Consider the following 17948-nt stretch of genomic DNA (forward strand, 5'->3'; position numbering starts at 1 on the left):
ATATCTGGTAGATTATTCTTATATACGGGAGAGACTACAAACAATCGTAGCGCCGAAGGAGCAACCACCCAGGAATCTCTCAGGCAAAAGGACCGTAACATATTAACTCTGGAAAGAGATTAAGTTCTCGCCGACGGAATAAAACTCTCAGGCAAACATACAGATGGGTACAGTAAGTTAATATGGATATTTTAAAAACCGCACTTTACAGTTTACATCAAAAGCATGGAGCTAAGTTTGTTCCATTTGCTGGGTATCAAATGCCAATTCAATATTCTAAAGGAATTATTGAGGAACACAAAAGTACAAGAGAAAATGCAGGTATTTTTGATGTGTCCCATATGGGTCAGTTATTCATTAAAGGAGATGATAAGTTGGCAAAAGATCTTGAAAAAATTTTTCCAGCTGAATTGAGTAAGGCTAAATTAAATCAATCCAAATATAGTTTTTTAATGAATGATGAAGCAGGAATTTATGATGATTTGATTATCACAAAAGTTGAAGGTGGTTTTAACATTGTATTAAATGCTGCTTGTAAGAATACAGATTTTAAACTTTTAACTAAATTGTTAGAAGATAAGTATGAAATGATTTTAAGTGAAGAGCTATCGCTTATAGCAATTCAAGGCCCTAAAGCAGTCCAAATACTAGAAAAGATAATCAATGGAGTATCAGATCTAAAATTTATGAATGGTGATACGTTTAATTATCTTAAAGAGGATATTTATATCACAAGATCAGGTTATACCGGCGAAGATGGATTTGAGATATCTATCAAAAATGAGAACGCAGAAGCGTTTGTGCAAAAACTCATAGATGAAGGGGCTAATTTAATTGGATTAGGTGCCAGAGATACCTTGAGACTAGAGGCGGGACTTTGTTTGTATGGTCATGACATGGATATTAATAAAAGCCCAGTAGAAGCAAATTTAAAATGGGCGATATCAAAAAATAGAATTCTTGAGGGTGGGTTTATTGGATGTGAAAAAATTAAATCTCAAATCGAGAAAGGAGTAAGCAAAATCCGCGTAGGTATTAAGCCAGAAGGAAGAATTATAGCCCGTGAAAAAACTTCAATATTTAGTGAGGATGATAAAAATATTGGGGAAATTACAAGTGGAACTTTTGGACCCAGCGTTCAGGCCCCAGTTGCAATGGGTTATGTAGAAAATTCATTTTCTAAAATTGATACTAAGGTTTTTTTAGAAGTGAGAGGAAAAAAATATCCGGCAATTATAAGTAATTTGCCATTTTATAAAAAAAGTTATGTGAAAGGAGCTAGTAAATGAGTGAAGTAAAATATTCTAAAGAACACGAGTGGATAAAGTTAGATGGAGACACTGCTGTTGTAGGAATTACACAACATGCAACCGAAATGCTAGGAGATATAGTTTTCGTAGAGTTACCAGAAATAGGATCTTCTGTAGTTAAAGATGGCAATGCTGGAGTTGTAGAATCTACAAAGGCTGCAAGTGATATTTATACTCCTGTATCTGGAGAAATTATCGAAAATAACCAAGCCATTGTTGACGATCCTGCAAAAGTTAATTCTGATCCAGAAAATGAAGCATGGTTTTTTAAATTAAAAATTACTGATAAGTCTGAAATGGATTCATTAATGAATAAAGAAGAATACGAAAAATTTTCAAAAGAAAGTGGTAGTTAAATGTTAAAGAATGCTCAAAAAGATTTTATACAAAGACATATAGGTCCATCTATTGATGAACAAAATGTTATGCTTAAAGAGTTGGGATACCAAAATCTTGATGATTTAATAAAAGATACTGTACCAGAAAAAATTCTTCTTAAAGATGATTTGGATATTGGTGATCCAAATTCTGAATATAAAGCACTTAGAAAATTAAAAGATATTTCTAAAAAAAATAAGATTTATTCTAGCTTTATAGGAATGGGTTATTATGGAACTTATACTCCCTATGTAATACTTAGAAATATTTTAGAAAATCCAGGATGGTATACTTCTTATACCCCTTATCAGCCAGAAGTAGCACAAGGCAGATTGGAAATGTTATTAAATTTTCAACAAATGATAATTGACTTTACTGGAATGGATATCGCTAATGCCTCTCTTTTAGATGAAGGAACAGCTGCAGCGGAAGCTATGGGATTGAGTTATAGAATATCTAAGTCTGAATCTAAAAAAGTTTTTGTTTCAAAAAATTGTCATCCTCAAACAATTGATGTGATTAAAACAAGAGCTGAACCTTTAGGCCTAGAAATAATAGTTGGTGACGAAGATAAAGATATTAAAGAAAATATTATATGTGGTATCATTCAATATCCAGGAACTCTTGGAGATATTAAAGACCCAAGTGAGGCTATTAGTAAAATACATAAATTTAATGGAAAAGCAGTTTTAGCATGTGATTTGTTAGCACTCGCTAAACTAAAAACACCTGCTGAGTTAGGTGCCGATATTGCTGTCGGTAGCTCTCAACGTTTCGGAATTCCAATGGGTTATGGTGGTCCCCATGCAGCATTTTTTGCTACAAAAGATGAATATAAAAGATCAATGCCAGGCAGAATAGTAGGTGTGTCAGTAGATAGACATGGGAAAAAAGCATATAGACTTGCCCTTCAAACAAGAGAGCAACATATAAGAAGAGACAAAGCTACAAGTAATATTTGTACTGCACAAGCATTATTGGCAATAGTTTCTGCAGCATATGCGGTCTATCATGGTCCACAAGGAATTAAAAAAATTGCAGAAAGTGTCTCTCAATTAACTAAAAATTTTGCAGATAAACTAAAGCAATCTGGTTATGAACTTTATTCAAATGAATTTTTTGATACGGTTACAATAAAAACTCTAGATAAAACAGAGAAGATATACAAAAATGCTTTAGATCAAGGAGTGAACATCAGAAAAGTGAATTCTGAAATGTTAGCAGTATCTTTTGATGAGAGAAAAAATCTTTATAGAGCAAATCAGTTACTAAAAATCTTTAATTGTTCAGAAACAATTAAAGAAACTATGAATGAAAGTTTATCTAATATTCCAAAAAACCTATTAAGAACTTCAACTTATTTAGATCATCCAGTTTTTAATAGTTATCATTCGGAAACAGAAATGCTTAGATATTTAAAAAAATTAGAAGACTCTGACATTGCTTTAAATAAATCTATGATTGCCTTAGGCTCGTGCACTATGAAACTTAATGCAGTTGCAGAAATGATACCAGTTACCTGGAAAGAATTTTCACAGCCACATCCTTTTTCTCCTGTAGAGCAAATGGATGGTTATAGAGAATTATTTACAGATTTAAAAAACTGGTTGAGATCAATTACTGGATTTTCTGGAGTTTCATTGCAACCAAATGCTGGTGCTCAAGGAGAGTTTGCTGGTCTAATGGTAATACGTAAATTTCATGAAAAAAATGGTGAAACAAATCGTAATGTTTGTTTAATTCCAAGTTCAGCGCATGGCACAAACCCGGCTAGTGCTCAAATGGTTGGTATGAAAGTAGTTGTTGTTAAATGTGATCAATATGGAAACGTAGACTATGAAGATTTAAAAAATAAAGCTGAAGAACATTCAGAAAATTTAGCGGCCCTTATGGTCACTTATCCATCAACACATGGTGTATTTGAAGAGAAAATAACTGACATATGTGAGTTAATTCATAATCATGGTGGGCAAGTTTACATGGATGGAGCTAACTTAAATGCATTAGTAGGTATTGCTAAACCTGGAAATTTTGGACCAGATGTTTGTCATATAAATTTGCATAAAACATTTTGTATACCTCATGGTGGTGGTGGGCCTGGTATGGGACCAATAGCGTGTAAAAAACATTTAGAAATATTTTTGCCAAAACATTCTGTGATAAAAGATTGTGGTCCAGTGACTGGAATGGGAGCGGTATCTGCAGCTCCTTGGGGTAGCTCAAGTATCTTATCAATTTCATGGATGTATATAAAGATGATGGGTTCTGAAGGCCTAAGAAAAGCATCACAAGTTGCAATACTAAATGCAAATTATATTGCCCATAAATTAAAAGACTCTTTTCCAATTTTATATAAGGGTAAAAGTGGCAATGTAGCTCATGAATGTATCATTGATATTAGAACGATAAAAAGTGAAACAGGGATCACTGAAGAAGATATTGCAAAGCGATTGATTGATTTTGGCTATCATGCTCCAACAATGTCTTGGCCTGTTGCTGGTACAATGATGATTGAACCAACAGAAAGCGAAAGTTTGAGTGAAATTGATAAATTTTGTTCTACTCTTATAAAAATAAAACAAGAAATAGATAAAATTCAGTCTGGTGAATATGACAAGACTGACAACCCATTGAAGAATGCGCCACATACTCACGTTGAATTAACATCCAATAAGTGGGATCATAAGTATGAAAGAGAAGAGGCCGCTTATCCTTCAGAGTTTTTAAGAACAAATAAATATTGGCCTCCAGTTGGTAGAGTAGATAATGTTTATGGAGATAAAAACTTGTTTTGTACATGTCCATCTATGGAAGAGTACGAAGACACAGCTGCTTAGATATTTACTAAGATGAAAATTGCTGTAGTAGGTGCTGGTATATCAGGATTAAGTGCTGCTTATTACTTATCTAAAAAACATAAAGTTGATTTATTTGAAAAAGAAAATCAATTTGGGGGTCACGCAAATACAATAAAGGTTGCTTACAACCCTAACAAAGAAATTCCAATAGATATTGGATTTATGGTTTTTAATAAGCAAACATATCCAAATTTAATTAATTTTTTTTTAGAAAATAAAATAGAGATTGAAAAAAGTGATATGTCATTTTCTGTTACTGTAGAAAATAGTGGATTAGAATATTGTGGAAAAGGATTAGGTGGAATTTTTTCTAATAAAAAAAATTTATTTAATCCAAAATTCTTAAAAATGTTTTTTGAAATTTTAAGCTTTTATAAAAACTGTGAAAAAATAGAAATTAAAAAAATTAGTTCGATAACATTAGGGGAGTATTTAACAGAAATAAAAATTTCAGAATATTTTATTAATTATCATATTATACCAATGGTATCTGCTATATGGTCGATGCCTCCATATGAAGCGAAACAAATGCCATTATCTTTTTTTCTAAGCTTTTTCAAGAATCATGGACTGTTTAAAATTAAAGATAGACCTCAATGGTTTACGGTTACAAATCGAAGCAAAACTTATGTCGATAAGATAATAGGCCAAGTTAGTGGAGAACATTTTAAGAATTACAATATAAATAAAATCACTAGAAATGATTTAGGTGCTAAAATTTTTTATGGGGAGGAAAATGAGTTCTTTGAATATGATAAAGTTGTAATAGCAACTCATGCAGACGAAGCATTAAAGATAATTGATAATCCAACACTAGACGAAAAGTCAATATTAAGAAAATTTAAATATAGAGCAAACACTGCAGTAATACATTTTGATGAAAGTGTTATGCCTAAAAATAAAAAAGCATGGTGTGCTTGGAATTCTTCAATGGACTCAAATAATAATGAAAAGACAGCTGTAACATATTGGATAAATCAGTTACAAAATTTAAAGATAGATAGAAATATTTTTTTAACAATTAATCCATTTAAAGAAATTCCAAATGATAAGATATTTAAAAAAGTAGCATTTACTCACCCTTATTACGATACAGAAGCATTAACCAATCAAAGTAACCTGCATAAAATTCAAAATAAAAAAAATATTTTATTTTGTGGTAGTTATTTTGGTTATGGTTTTCACGAGGATGGAATAAAGTCCTCTATTGATATGCTAAAAACACTTAATGATTAAAAATTCTTATATTTATACAGGAAATGTAATTCATAAAAGATTTAAGCCCAAAATTCATAGTTTTAATTACAATGTATTTTCACTTCTTATAGATTTATCGGAAATAGATTTACTACACAAAACTTTAAAGATATTTTCATACAATAAACTAAATATTATTAGTTTCTTTGATAAAGACCATGGAGCAAGAGATGGCAGCTCTCTTAAGGAATGGGTTTTAGATAATCTTAGAAAAAATAATATTGATACTAACGATGTTCATATTAAACTTTTATGTTACCCAAGAATATTTGGATATGTATTTAATCCATTAAGTGTTTTTTATGTCTACGACAAAAATTTTGATCTAATATCTATTTTATATGAAGTAAAAAACACATTTGGCGAGCAACATGTTTATGTTTTTAAAACCAAAAAAGACCAAAATCTGATTCAACATATGTGTAAGAAGAAATTTCATGTATCTCCATTTATAGAAATGAATTGTATTTATTTTTTTAGACTATTGAAACCTGGTAATAAAATATCTGTAATAATTGATCTGAATGATCCAGTTGGCAAAGTATTATATGCTTCACAAGATGGTATTAAAAGTGAATTGACCAATAGAAACCTACTTAAATCTTATTTAAAACATCCATTAATGACATTCAAAATCATTATAGCGATACATTATGAGGCATTTAAATTATGGACAAAAGGAATTAAATTTATAAAAAAAAAATTAAATATTAAGAATAATATTACTATCGAAAACTAATGTTAATTTACAAAATTTCAGATTTAATTGTGTTTAGTGTATTAAAAAATATTAAGCATGGTTTTCTTGAAATTAAAAAAGTAAATGGTGAAGTTTTAAAGTTTGGCAACCCTGATGAAAATTTAAAAGTTTTTTTAGAAATTAAAGATGAAAGCCTAAATTATAATTTGATTAAAAGTGGAAGTATTGGTTTGGGAGAGTCTTATATGAAAGATCTTTTTATAACAAATAATCTTTCTGATTTGATTGAGTTAACAGCAAAGAATATAAAAACTATTTATAAATTTTCTGGAATCTTCGATTTGCCTTTTATCAATTTTATTAAAAATAAAATTATAAAAAATACTAAAAATAGAAGTAAAGAAAATATTGCCAAACATTATGATTTAGGAAATGATTTTTTTTCATTATGGCTTGATAAAACTTTAACCTATTCCAGTGCTATATTTGAAAGCCCCAAACAAGAACTTTTTGAAGCTCAGAACAATAAATATCAAAAACTAATTGATCTTATAAGACCCTCAAGTGGTAATAAAATTTTAGAAATTGGTTGTGGTTGGGGTGGTTTTGCTGAGTATTTAGGTACTAATTATGATGTTAAATTAGATTGTATTACTATTTCCAAAAAACAATATGAATTTGCTAAAGAGAGAATTCATCGATGTGGACTTAATGAAAAAGTAAATATTCAAATTAAAGATTATAGAGATTTAAAGGATAAATATGATCATATTGCATCAATAGAAATGATTGAGGCTGTAGGTCAAAACTATTTAGATAGTTATTTTAATACGATTAAAAATAATCTAACACCCTCGGGTACCGTGGGCATTCAAGCCATAACTATCGATGATAGTTTATTTAATAGATATAAAAATAAAAAAGATTTTATACAACAATATATTTTCCCAGGTGGTTTTTTACCCTCAAAAAGTGAACTACAAAATTATGTTGATAAAAATGGATTAAAATTTGGTGAGTATAATTCATATGCCAATCATTACTCCGAGACTTTGATTATTTGGAGAGAAATATTTAATAAAAAATGGGACTTAATTAAAAAACAAGGCTTTGATTTAAAATTTAAAAAAATGTGGGAATTTTACCTTTCATATTGTGAAGCTGGTTTTAAATCAAAAAACATAGACTTAATTCAATTTTCACTACAAAATAAATAACTATAGGAGCTACATGATAAACTTTAAGATGATTAGATTAACAGTGTTAATAATTGCTTTATTCTTTACAGCAAGTTGTATAAACAATAACTCTATGAAACCCACAGATTTTAAAAATACTGAACCAACTATGACTATAGAGCAATATTTTAATGGTCCGGTTAAAGCATGGGGTCTACTACAAGACCGTAGTGGTAAAGTTACTAGACAGTTTAAAGCTGATATGACAGGTAGTTTTGAGGGAGATATTTTAACTCTTAAAGAAGATTTTTATTGGACAGACGGAGAAAAACAAAATCGTATATGGAAAATCAAAAAGATTGATCAAAATTATTACGAAGGAACGGCACCCGATGTCGTGGGTACAGCTAAAGGTTATCAATATGGATCAGCTTTTAAATTTGAGTACGATTTAATGGTCCCATTTAAAGGAAAGAATATTAAAGTTTCTTTTGATGATTGGATTTTTAAACAGGATGAAGATGTTGCAATTAATCGAGCTACACTTACAAAGTTTGGATTTAAAGTTGGTGAATTGACAGTTTTCTTTAAAAAAAATTAATAATCAATCTTCTTCATACCTCTAGCAACTAGTTTAAAATATAAACTACTAGGTAGCATTTGAAGGAATTTTAAAAAATAGGTAAAGGCTTTGGGGAAATGTATTTCAAAACTTTTTTTGATTACTAATCCTTTATAAATTTCATCTGCAGCAAATTCTGGAGTTTTGATCATGGGCATTGGAAAATCATTTTGATCAGTCATAGGCGTTTTTATGAAACCGGGGCTGATTAACGAAACACGCACATTCTTCATTCTCATATCAAAGTTTAAGCTTTCAGCAAAGCTAGTAAGTGCTGATTTTGAAGCACAATATGCACCAGCTGCAGGTAATCCTCTATAGCCCGCAACTGAAGAAATTATAGATATTTGGCCATTTTTTTTCTCAGAAAAATAATCATAGATTGAATTAATTGAATTCATGGTTCCAAAATAATTAACTTCCATTATTTCTCTTATCTTGTCTAAATTAAATTTTTTTTCTGATTTTGGATCATGCATGCCAGTACCGAACACACAGATATCAATATTATTAAATTGTTTGATTATGTCTTTTGCGACTAATTTACATGCACCTACTTCAGTAACATCCAAAGGAAAAGGAAATATATTTTGATTAATTTTTTTAAGTTCATTTAATAAATTTTCACGTCTTGCAGATGCAGCAACCATCCACCCATTTTCTGCAAATTTGATTGCAAGAGCCTTACCAATTCCACTACTTGCACCTGTTATCCAAATAACTTTTTTATCTTCCATATTCTATTGTATAATAGAAATATGTTAAAAAACAAATTCTTATCTTTTTTATTGTTTGCTCTTGTAACTTTTTCTGCATCTGCAATAGGAGGTTTAGCTACTGTAGGTTTTAAAGAGCCTTGGTATTCTTTAATCATCAAACCTTCATTTAATCCACCAGATTGGATTTTTGCACCAGTTTGGACAACACTCTATTTTTTTATGACAATTGCTATCTGGAAATTTTGGCATAGTAAAAATAGAGACATGAACACTATTTACCTTTATTTCATTCATTTAATTTTTAATACAACTTGGAGTATAGTTTTTTTTGTTTTTCATAAAATAGTTTTAGCTATGATTGTATTAGTAATTTTAATTTTATTGATAATTATTCTCATAATTAGATTTAAGCGTGTCAACTTGTATAGTTATTATTTAATGATTCCTTATTTACTTTGGTGTCTCTTTGCTTTACTTCTTAATATAAGTTTAATCATATTAAATTAAAATAAATTATGGATGATGTTGTAATAGTAGGTGGTGGAATAATTGGAACTGCTACAGCTTATTTTTTATCTAAAGAAGGTAGAAAAGTAAAAGTTATAGAAAGAGACCCAACTTATAAAACAGCTTCATTTCCATTGTCCCTTGGTGGATTTAGAAGACAGTTTTTTCAAAAAGAAAACATATTACTTGGAAAGTTTGCTAGAGAATTTATTTTTCAAATACCAGAATTACTTAAAACTGAAAAAAATCCAAACCCTACAGCAAGCATGGTTACAAATGGCTACTTGTTAATGTTTGGTCCAGAGCATGCTGAGGAACAATATGAAGCCTTAAAAAATCATGAAGCTTGTGAAGCTGGAACTAAAAATATCAAAGGTTCTGAACTATCAAAAATATTTCCTTATATAAATAGTGAAGGTATTGAAACAGCAACTTATACTGACAACCAAAGTGAGGGATGGATTGATCCTTTCATGTTTCATAGCGCCTTAAAAAGTAAGGCAATTGAATTAGGTGCTGAATTTATTAAAGGTGAAGTGAAAAATATTTCAGATATCAAAGCTAAAACAATTATTTCGGCAGCAGGATGTTGGACTAAAGAATTACTAAAAGATATCCCAGTAGTTCCTCAAAAACACACAGTTTTTAGAGTTAAATGCCCTAAATATATTAAAGAAATGCCATTAACAGGAGATTTAACAACGGGTGTTTACTGGAGACCTGAGGGTGGAGAGTATTTAGCAGGTTCACCTAATTCAGTATTTGATGCTACTGATCTAGAACCAGCTTGGAATGATTTTGAAGAATTAGTATGGCCTGCATTAGCACAAAGAATTCCTGCTTTTGAAGAATTAAAATTAACTGGTGGATGGGCTGGTTATTATGATTGCAATAAATTAGACAACAATGCCGTAGTTGGTAAACACCCTAAATATGAAAATGTATATATGGCTTCAGGTTTTACCGGTAGAGGATTAATGCAAGCACCTGGAATAGGAAGAGCATTAACTGAATTAATCTCTACAGGATCTTATCAAACGATTGATATTAGTGATTTTTCTGTTGAAAGAGTTCTTGATAATAATGCTAGACCAGAACCCTATGTATTATAAATTTTTATAAAAAATGGTATAGTTTTTTATGAAACTTCATATAGGTGGTAAAATTCAAAAAAGTGGGTGGAAAATATTAAACATTCAAAATAAAGATGGTGTAGATTTTATTGGTGATATTTCTGATTTAAGTCAATTTGAAGATGAATCTATTAATGAAATTTACGCTAGCCATGTTTTTGAGCATGTGCCACAAAAAAAAATTATAAGTACTTTAAGTGGAATCAATAGGGTTTTAAAAACTGGTGGAAAGTTTTATGTATCTGTTCCAGACATAGATGTTTTATTTAAATTTTTTTTAATGCCACTAAAAGATTATGCAACTAAAATTGATAAAACTGAAGGTGAAATAAAAATGCATGTATTAAGAATGATCTTTGGAGGTCAAACCGATGATTATGATTTTCATTATTTTGGTTGGAATTTTGGTTTTTTAAAGTCTGCTCTTGAAAAAACTAAATTTACAAAAATTGAAAAAGTAATAAATTTCGATATATTTGAAGATACAAGTTCTTATAAACCTTATGGTTTCCCAATAAGTTTAAATGTTGTAGCTTTTAAATAGATCTAAAGATTAGGTCCCACAAAAAGTTTGGTATTTTTCATCACTATGTGGAGCATGTGACATAAGCTCTAAATCTCCGTTATTAACTAGGTAAGGATTTTTTAATATTTTTATTAATTTATTAAACAAGGTTAAATCACCATTATTAGCTAACATTAAAGCCTCTTCAATTTTGTGATTACGAGGTATTACCATCGGGTTACAAGAACTCATTAAGTCCACAGATTTATCATGAGTGTTACCAAACATTACTAATCTTTTCATCCATTTAGTTTTCCACAAATGAAAGTCCGCATTATCATAAACTTCAGAATTTTTAATTGTCTTATTCATCAAAAAAATAAAAGTATTTGTATAATCTGCTTTTTTTTCTTTCATCCAATTTAATAATTCCATAATTAAATTTTTATCTTCTTTATCTTCACCATATAACCCAAGCTTATCTCTCATCATATTTAACCATTTTGTTTCATAATTTTGTTCAAATTTATCTAAAGCCTCTGTAGCTAATTTAATCGCTTCATCTTCATTGGTACTAATAAGAGGAATTAGACATTCAGCAAACCTTGTTAAATTCCATTTGGTAATTTTTGGTTGATTTTCATAGGCATACCTTCCTAGTTGATCTATTGAACTAAAAACTGTTTTAGGATCATAAACATCCATAAAGGCGCAAGGACCATAATCTATTGTTTCACCAGAGATAGACATATTGTCAGTATTCATAACCCCATGAATAAAACCAACACGCATCCAATCAATTACAAGTTGGGTTTGTTTTTCGATTAAAACATTTAGTAAGTCTAATGCTTTATTCTTTGATGATTTTATATTGGGGTAGTACTTTTCAATTGTGTAATTAATTAAGATTTCTAAATCACTAATATTTTGTTTTGCAGCAATGTATTGAAATGTTCCAACTCTTAGATGACCTAAGGCCACCCTTGTAAGAATTGCACCTTGTGAAATTTGTTCCCTAACCACATCTTCACCAGTTTTAACAACCGCTAAACTTCTAGTAGTAGGTATTTTTAAAAAATGCATTGCTTCACTTATTATATATTCTCTCAACATTGGCCCTAAAACAGCCCTACCGTCACCACTTCGTGAGAATGGAGTTCTACCAGAACCTTTGAATTGTATATCAAATCGTTCATTATTTTTGGTCAGGTGTTCGCCGATTAAAACAGCTCTTCCATCACCAAGCATTGTAAAATGACCAAATTGGTGACCAGCATAAGCTTGCGCTATAGAGTTAGATCCTTCAGGCAATAGATTTCCTGAAAAAATTTTTGATAAGTCGTCATCATTAATATTTGAAAAATCTAGATCTAATTTATTTGCCAGATCTTTATTTAATATTAATATTTCTGGTGCATTTACTGCAACAGGATTGATATTTTCTTTGAATGTTTTTGGTAATCTTGAATAACTATTGTCGAAATGCCAACCAATTGTCATTTTATCGATTAGTTAACTTCTGCTTGATTTTCTTTTGGCTTGATTTCAGTTTTAAATTGGTTTGAGATTTTTTGAACTTCAACTGCTGACACTTTATATTCTGCACACATTGTTTCTTCATCTTTACCATGACCGGTTACCATATTGACCATATGTTCTGGAAAATGGAATGTTGTGAATACTATGCCTTCTTTAACTTTATCTGTAACCTCTACTTTTAGAGCAACTTCTCCTCGTCCAGAATAAAGTCTTGCTATGTCACCTGTATTTAACTCTCTTTTGTTAGCATCATTTGGGTGAACTAATAATAAGTCTTCAGAAACTATATTGATGTTACTTGTACGTCTTGTCATTGTTGCAGCATTGTAATGTTGTAGAACTCTACTAGTTGTTAAAATTAATGGATATTCTTTTTTATTAGTTTCAATTTCTGTAGACTCTTTCCAATCAAAGTTTTTAAGACGTCCCTTTCCAAGTTTGAAAGTTTCTTGGTGTAAAATTTGAGTGTCTGTTCCATCTTCTTGAACTGGCCACTGTAATCCCATTTTACCAAGTCTTTCTCTTGTTACCCCTTTAAAGAATGGAACAACATCTGCTATTTCTGCTAGAACTTGATCAGCGTCATATTCAGGTTGGTCAAAGCCTAATTTTTGCATCATGTCTGTTACAATTGTTCCATCAGTTTTAGTACCAGGTAATGGAGGAACAGCTCGATTAACTCTTTGAATTCTTCTTTCGGTATTAGTAAAGGTTCCATTTTTTTCTAAGAAAGTTGTTCCAGGTAATACTACTGTTGCAAGTTTTGCTGTTTCACTCATAAAAATTTCTTGAACAACTAATAATTCTAACGAGTTCATTGCCTGAACTACATGTGCACTATTTGGATCTGTTTGAACAATATCTTCTCCAATAATCCAGACTGCTTTAACTTCTTTATTAATAGCACCATCAAACATTTCTGGAATTTTTAATCCTGCTTTGGTTGGGTGAACCACTCCATATTTTTCAGTGTAGAAATTTTGAACTTTTTCATCAGCTACTTCAAAATAACCTGCACCTTGATGAGGTTGACAACCCATATCAGCTGCACCTTGGACATTATTTTGTCCTCTTAATGGGTTAACTCCAACACCTTTTCTACCAATATTTCCAGTAATCATTGCAAGATCAGCAATTAACATCACCGTCTTAGATCCTTGTTCTTGTTCAGTAACTCCTAAACCGTGGAATTCCATAGAGTTTTTAGCTGTCGCATAAGCAATTGCTGCTTCTTTAACTAACTGTTTATCAACACCAGCGACTTTCGCTAGATGATCCATATCTTGTCTCTCAATTTCTTTAATGAAATTCGCAAAACCTTCAGTTCTATCTCTAACAAAATCTTTATCATAAAGGTTTGCTTTTAATATAAAATGTAACATCATATTTAAAACAGCCACATTTGTTCCTGGTCTAAGTTTAATATGATAATCAGCAAGTTTTGCTAATTCAGTAGTAATAGGATCTAAAACTATTAGTTTTTTTCCTTTCATTACTTGTTGTTTAATTTTTGCTCCAGTAACAGGGTGAGCATTTGTAGGATTTGCTCCTATAACCATAAATAAATCTGCGTGATAAATATCTTCTGTAGAATTAGTTGCAGCACCAGTTCCAAAAGTTTGTTGCATTCCCCAAGCTGTTGGTGAGTGACAAATTCTTGCACAACAATCAATATTATTAGTTCCAATTGCAGCTCTAATCATTTTTTGAAATACATAATTTTCTTCATTAGTACATCTTGCAGAAGAAATTCCAGCTACAGCATCAGGGCCACTTTCTTTTGTAATTCTATTTAATTCTTTTTTAATAAAGTCATATGCTTCATCCCATGATGCTTCTTCAAATTTTCCATTTTTTTTAATTAAAGGAGTTTTTAACCTATCTGGATGATCGTAAAATCCAAATGCATATCTTCCTTTAATACAAGTGTGACCTGCATTAACTTCAGATTCTTTAGGCGTAGATATTGCAACAACTTTATTATCTTTAATTGATGCTTCTAAATTACATCCAACACCACAGTAAGAGCAAGTTGTTCTAACTTTTTTATCTACTGCAACAGATTTTGATTGGTAAACATCAGAGATAGCATCTGTTGGACATGTGTGTGCACAAGCACCACAAGATACACAAGACGAATCTCCAAACAATGCATCGTTGTCAGTTGTGATTTTAGATTCAAATCCTCTACCACTCATTGTTAAAACAAAAGATCCTTGAATTTCGTCACAAGCACGAACACATCTTCCACAGTTAATACAGTTATCTAAATTCATTCTCATGTAATCATGAGAGGTGTCTCTTGGAATACCTTTATGTTGTTTTGGTGTGTTATATCTATGATCTGAAATGCCTAAATCATTTGCAACATCTTGTAGTTCACAATTATTATTTACTTCACAAGTTCCACATTCCATTGGGTGGTCAGTTAAAACTAGTTCGACAATATTTTTTCTTAAAGCCGTTAAATTTTCATTATTTGTAAAAATGTATTGGTTTTCACCAACTGGTGTATGGCATGATGCTACAACTTTAGTTGGACCATCTTTTACAAGAGCCACCTCTACAGAACAAACTCTACAAGCACCATAAGGGGCTAAATTTGGATCATCACAAAGAGTTGGAACTTTTTTTTCACCCAAATAACTTTTTACAAAATTTAAAACAGACGTATGGTTTGGACCAATTTCATATGGTTTTCCATCTATGTAGGCGATTTTTCTTTTTTCTGAGCTCATTAATTATCTTTCACCATATCATCCTTCATTTCATCACCAAAATATTTTAATATATTCATGATGGGAGTAGGAATTGCTCCACACAAAGCGCATAAACAGCCTTTTTGCATAGTTACAAGCAGCTCATTTAGTAATTTTAATGGAATTTTAGCAGTTTTATTCTTTGCTTGATCAAACATTTCTTTACCCCTGTAAGAACCAAGTCTACCAGGAAAGCATTTTCCACATGACTCTTCGGCAGAAAACTCAAATAAATGATGAATATATTCAACCATAGGAAAGTCTTTTGGAATACTTACTATGCTCGCGTGTCCTAACATAAAACCTGCAGCAGTAAATTCTTGAAAATCTAAATTTAATTTTTCAATCTCGGTAATAGGAATTACACCTCCTAATGGACCTCCAATTTGTAATGCTTTAATGGGCTCTTTAAAACCACCACCAATATCATTTAAAACTTTTTTCATTGGTGTTCCCATTTCAACTTCATAAACACCTGGATTATTGAAAAAACTATCAAAGCAAACTAATTTGGTTCCAGCAGATTTTTTATTTCCGATTGCAGAAAACTTATCAGCTCCATTAATAAGTATACCCGTAGCTGCAGCTAATGTTTCAACATTATTTACAACTGTTGGTTTCTTATAAAGACCTTCAGTGACAGGGAAGGGAGGTCTTACATCTACTTCAGCTCTTCTACCTTCAATTGATGCAATTAATGCAGTTTCTTCTCCACAAATATAAGCACCTTGTCCAATACAAATATTTAAATCAAAAGAAAATTTAGTTCCTAAAATATTTTCACCAAGTAAGCCTGCTTCTTTTAAAGAATTAATTGCCCCATTAATTGCTTCAATAGATTTTGGGTACTCTCCTCTTATATATAAAACACCTTCATCACTACCAATAACATAACCACAAATAACCATTCCAAATAAAACTTTTAATGGTTGATCTTCTAATAAATATCTATCAGAGAAAGCACCTGAGTCACCTTCATCGGCATTACATATAACATATTTTTTTTCAGAAGGAGCTTTTCTACAAAAATCCCATTTCATACCAGTAGGAAAACCAGCACCACCTCTGCCAGTTAAATTAGAGTCTAGAAGGGATTTAGTTATCTCTTGTTTGTCAGTGGCAATAAATTTTTTTAACAGTTCCTTAAATTGATCTAAATTAGAAAGCTTGTCATCCATTAAAAAACTAGTTGAAGCATAACTTTTAGAAAAGAATTTTTCTTGAACTATGTCTTCACCTTTAATTATTTGATCAATCTTATTAATATCGTTTCCGGCATAATTCTCACCATCATAATGAAAAGCATTATTTTCATAGCAGTGACCAAGGCAAAACATTTCACCAACTTTATCGTCACCTAATTTTTCTTGTAATTTTTTTTTAAGCGGCTCTTGAGTACCAGCACACATGCAAGCACTTCCATTGCAAACAAAAGCTTTTTTTTCTCTATGTGAGGGTCTTAAAAATTCATAAAAACTTTCTGCACCATGAATAGTTGAGACACCCATGTTATATTCTTTTGCAATTTCCTTAATACCATCAGCATTATTTGATTTTAATGATCGTTCAGATATTTTTTCGAACAGATTATTCTTTAAACCTATTCTGCCGGATAAATTACTTATATTTTTTGACACTTATTAACCTTTAATTATCACTCTGTCTTCGTTACTATAAATATTAAAACTATCTTCTTTTACAAAACCTATCAATGTAATGTCAAACTTATTAGCTAAATCGATCGCTAGACTTGTTGGCGCACCAACTCCAATTAGAATACCAATATTGGTCATTAAAACCTTTTGAACTAGCTCAAAATTTAGTCTTCCAGAGCACGTTATAAATTGTGAAGAGGGAGTTAATAATCCCTTATTTAATGAATAACCAATTAGTTTATCAAGAGCATTATGTCGACCAACATCCTCTTTTACACACACTATTCCACCATCGCTTGTAAATAGGCCACTAGCATGAATGCCACCTGTCTTAGAAAACTCTGATTGATTATCCCTTAGCACAGAAGGAGATTTGATAATTATTTCTTTAGAGATTTTAGGTAAAGATTTTAAGACCTTATCTTTTTTGATAATCTCTAATGAATCTAAAGAGGTTTTACCACAAACACCGCAAGATGAATTTGTTAAAAAATTTCTTTTAATCTTATCAATATCTATGTTTTCAGAATTGTTTAATGTGACAACAATTTTATTTTGAAGTTTATATTCACCTACATAATCTCCAACACTCTCGATTTTCTCAATATATTCATTTTTTTCAATAATTTTTTCGTTGAAAAGAAAACCTCTAACTAGGTCTTCATCATTACCTGGCGTTCTCATTGTTATAGAGATTATATTTTGTATCCAAGTTTCTTTAGTTTTAAATTTGATTGAAATTTCTAAAGGTTCTTCAATAGAGATTAAGTCTTCTACATTATTTAAATTATTAGACTTATATTTTTGTATTTTATATTTTGAGTTCAT

At 30.7% G+C, this 17948-nt stretch carries 15 protein-coding genes and 1 riboswitch; of the genes, 10 read left to right on the top strand and 5 right to left on the bottom strand.

Features of this window, described 5'->3' with window-relative positions:
- Window positions 1-15: 15 nt before the first annotated feature.
- A riboswitch (glycine riboswitch) is annotated at window positions 16-105 on the top strand.
- Between the two features lie 77 nt (window positions 106-182).
- Genes gcvT through AC5SL0_RS01405 form a run of 7 tightly spaced genes read left to right on the top strand, consistent with a single transcriptional unit; the run spans window position 183 to window position 8282 of the window.
- On the top strand, window positions 183-1289 hold the full coding sequence (gene gcvT / locus AC5SL0_RS01375; protein WP_271479812.1) for a glycine cleavage system aminomethyltransferase GcvT: 1107 nt from the start codon (window positions 183-185) through the stop codon (window positions 1287-1289).
- Window positions 1286-1666: a glycine cleavage system protein GcvH gene (gcvH, locus tag AC5SL0_RS01380; protein ID WP_006997244.1), complete on the top strand. Its 381-nt coding sequence runs from the start codon at window positions 1286-1288 to the stop codon at window positions 1664-1666. The genes gcvT and gcvH overlap by 4 nt, the downstream gene beginning before the upstream one ends.
- Entirely contained in the window at window positions 1667-4525 is a 2859-nt protein-coding gene (gene gcvP / locus AC5SL0_RS01385) for an aminomethyl-transferring glycine dehydrogenase (RefSeq protein WP_271626001.1), read from the top strand. It abuts the gene before it with no gap.
- A gap of 12 nt (window positions 4526-4537) precedes the next feature.
- A complete protein-coding gene (locus tag AC5SL0_RS01390) occupies window positions 4538-5782 on the top strand; it encodes an NAD(P)/FAD-dependent oxidoreductase (protein WP_027306686.1) in 1245 nt (414 codons plus the stop codon).
- Window positions 5775-6542 carry a DUF1365 domain-containing protein gene (locus AC5SL0_RS01395; protein ID WP_027306685.1) on the top strand — a complete coding sequence of 256 codons (768 nt, stop codon included), beginning with the start codon at window positions 5775-5777 and terminating at the stop codon, window positions 6540-6542. The genes AC5SL0_RS01390 and AC5SL0_RS01395 overlap by 8 nt, the downstream gene beginning before the upstream one ends.
- The gene (locus tag AC5SL0_RS01400; RefSeq protein WP_494618468.1) at window positions 6542-7720 is read left to right on the top strand and encodes a class I SAM-dependent methyltransferase; all 1179 of its coding nucleotides are present in this window, start codon (window positions 6542-6544) and stop codon (window positions 7718-7720) included. Before AC5SL0_RS01395 ends, AC5SL0_RS01400 begins: the two co-directional genes overlap by 1 nt.
- Window positions 7721-7733: 13 nt before the next feature.
- Window positions 7734-8282 carry a DUF3833 domain-containing protein gene (locus tag AC5SL0_RS01405; protein WP_020169186.1) on the top strand — a complete coding sequence of 183 codons (549 nt, stop codon included), beginning with the start codon at window positions 7734-7736 and terminating at the stop codon, window positions 8280-8282.
- Here the strand turns inward: AC5SL0_RS01405 and AC5SL0_RS01410 are convergent.
- Complete coding sequence (locus AC5SL0_RS01410) at window positions 8279-9040, bottom strand: SDR family NAD(P)-dependent oxidoreductase (RefSeq protein ID WP_494618470.1); 762 nt, start codon at window positions 9038-9040, stop codon at window positions 8279-8281. The two genes, AC5SL0_RS01405 and AC5SL0_RS01410, sit on opposite strands and share 4 nt — an antisense overlap.
- A gap of 21 nt (window positions 9041-9061) precedes the next feature.
- Here AC5SL0_RS01410 and AC5SL0_RS01415 point away from each other — a divergent pair, with 21 nt between their 5' ends.
- From AC5SL0_RS01415 to AC5SL0_RS01425, 3 genes are read left to right on the top strand one after another with little or no spacing between them, the layout of a single operon-like run.
- Window positions 9062-9529, top strand: a complete 468-nt coding sequence (locus tag AC5SL0_RS01415) for a TspO/MBR family protein (RefSeq protein WP_011281859.1) — start codon at window positions 9062-9064, stop codon at window positions 9527-9529.
- 8 nt (window positions 9530-9537) lie between these two features.
- Entirely contained in the window at window positions 9538-10641 is a 1104-nt protein-coding gene (locus AC5SL0_RS01420; RefSeq protein WP_011281860.1) for an NAD(P)/FAD-dependent oxidoreductase, read from the top strand.
- A 28-nt stretch (window positions 10642-10669) separates the two neighbouring features.
- A complete protein-coding gene (locus tag AC5SL0_RS01425) occupies window positions 10670-11206 on the top strand; it encodes a class I SAM-dependent methyltransferase (RefSeq protein WP_494618472.1) in 537 nt (178 codons plus the stop codon).
- 9 nt (window positions 11207-11215) lie between these two features.
- On the opposite strand, the gene AC5SL0_RS01430 is transcribed toward AC5SL0_RS01425, so the two are convergent.
- The 4 genes from AC5SL0_RS01430 to fdhD are packed head-to-tail and all read right to left on the bottom strand — an operon-like array spanning window position 11216 to window position 17948.
- Entirely contained in the window at window positions 11216-12667 is a 1452-nt protein-coding gene (locus AC5SL0_RS01430) for a protein adenylyltransferase SelO (RefSeq protein WP_494618474.1), read from the bottom strand.
- Between the two features lie 8 nt (window positions 12668-12675).
- Complete coding sequence (gene fdhF, locus AC5SL0_RS01435; RefSeq protein ID WP_271625994.1) at window positions 12676-15444, bottom strand: formate dehydrogenase subunit alpha; 2769 nt, start codon at window positions 15442-15444, stop codon at window positions 12676-12678.
- Window positions 15444-17102 carry an NADH-ubiquinone oxidoreductase-F iron-sulfur binding region domain-containing protein gene (locus AC5SL0_RS01440; RefSeq protein ID WP_494618476.1) on the bottom strand — a complete coding sequence of 553 codons (1659 nt, stop codon included), beginning with the start codon at window positions 17100-17102 and terminating at the stop codon, window positions 15444-15446. The genes fdhF and AC5SL0_RS01440 overlap by 1 nt, the downstream gene beginning before the upstream one ends.
- A gap of 3 nt (window positions 17103-17105) precedes the next feature.
- Entirely contained in the window at window positions 17106-17948 is an 843-nt protein-coding gene (gene fdhD, locus AC5SL0_RS01445; protein WP_271481414.1) for a formate dehydrogenase accessory sulfurtransferase FdhD, read from the bottom strand.

Source organism: Candidatus Pelagibacter sp. PS_16 (genome assembly GCF_059417965.1).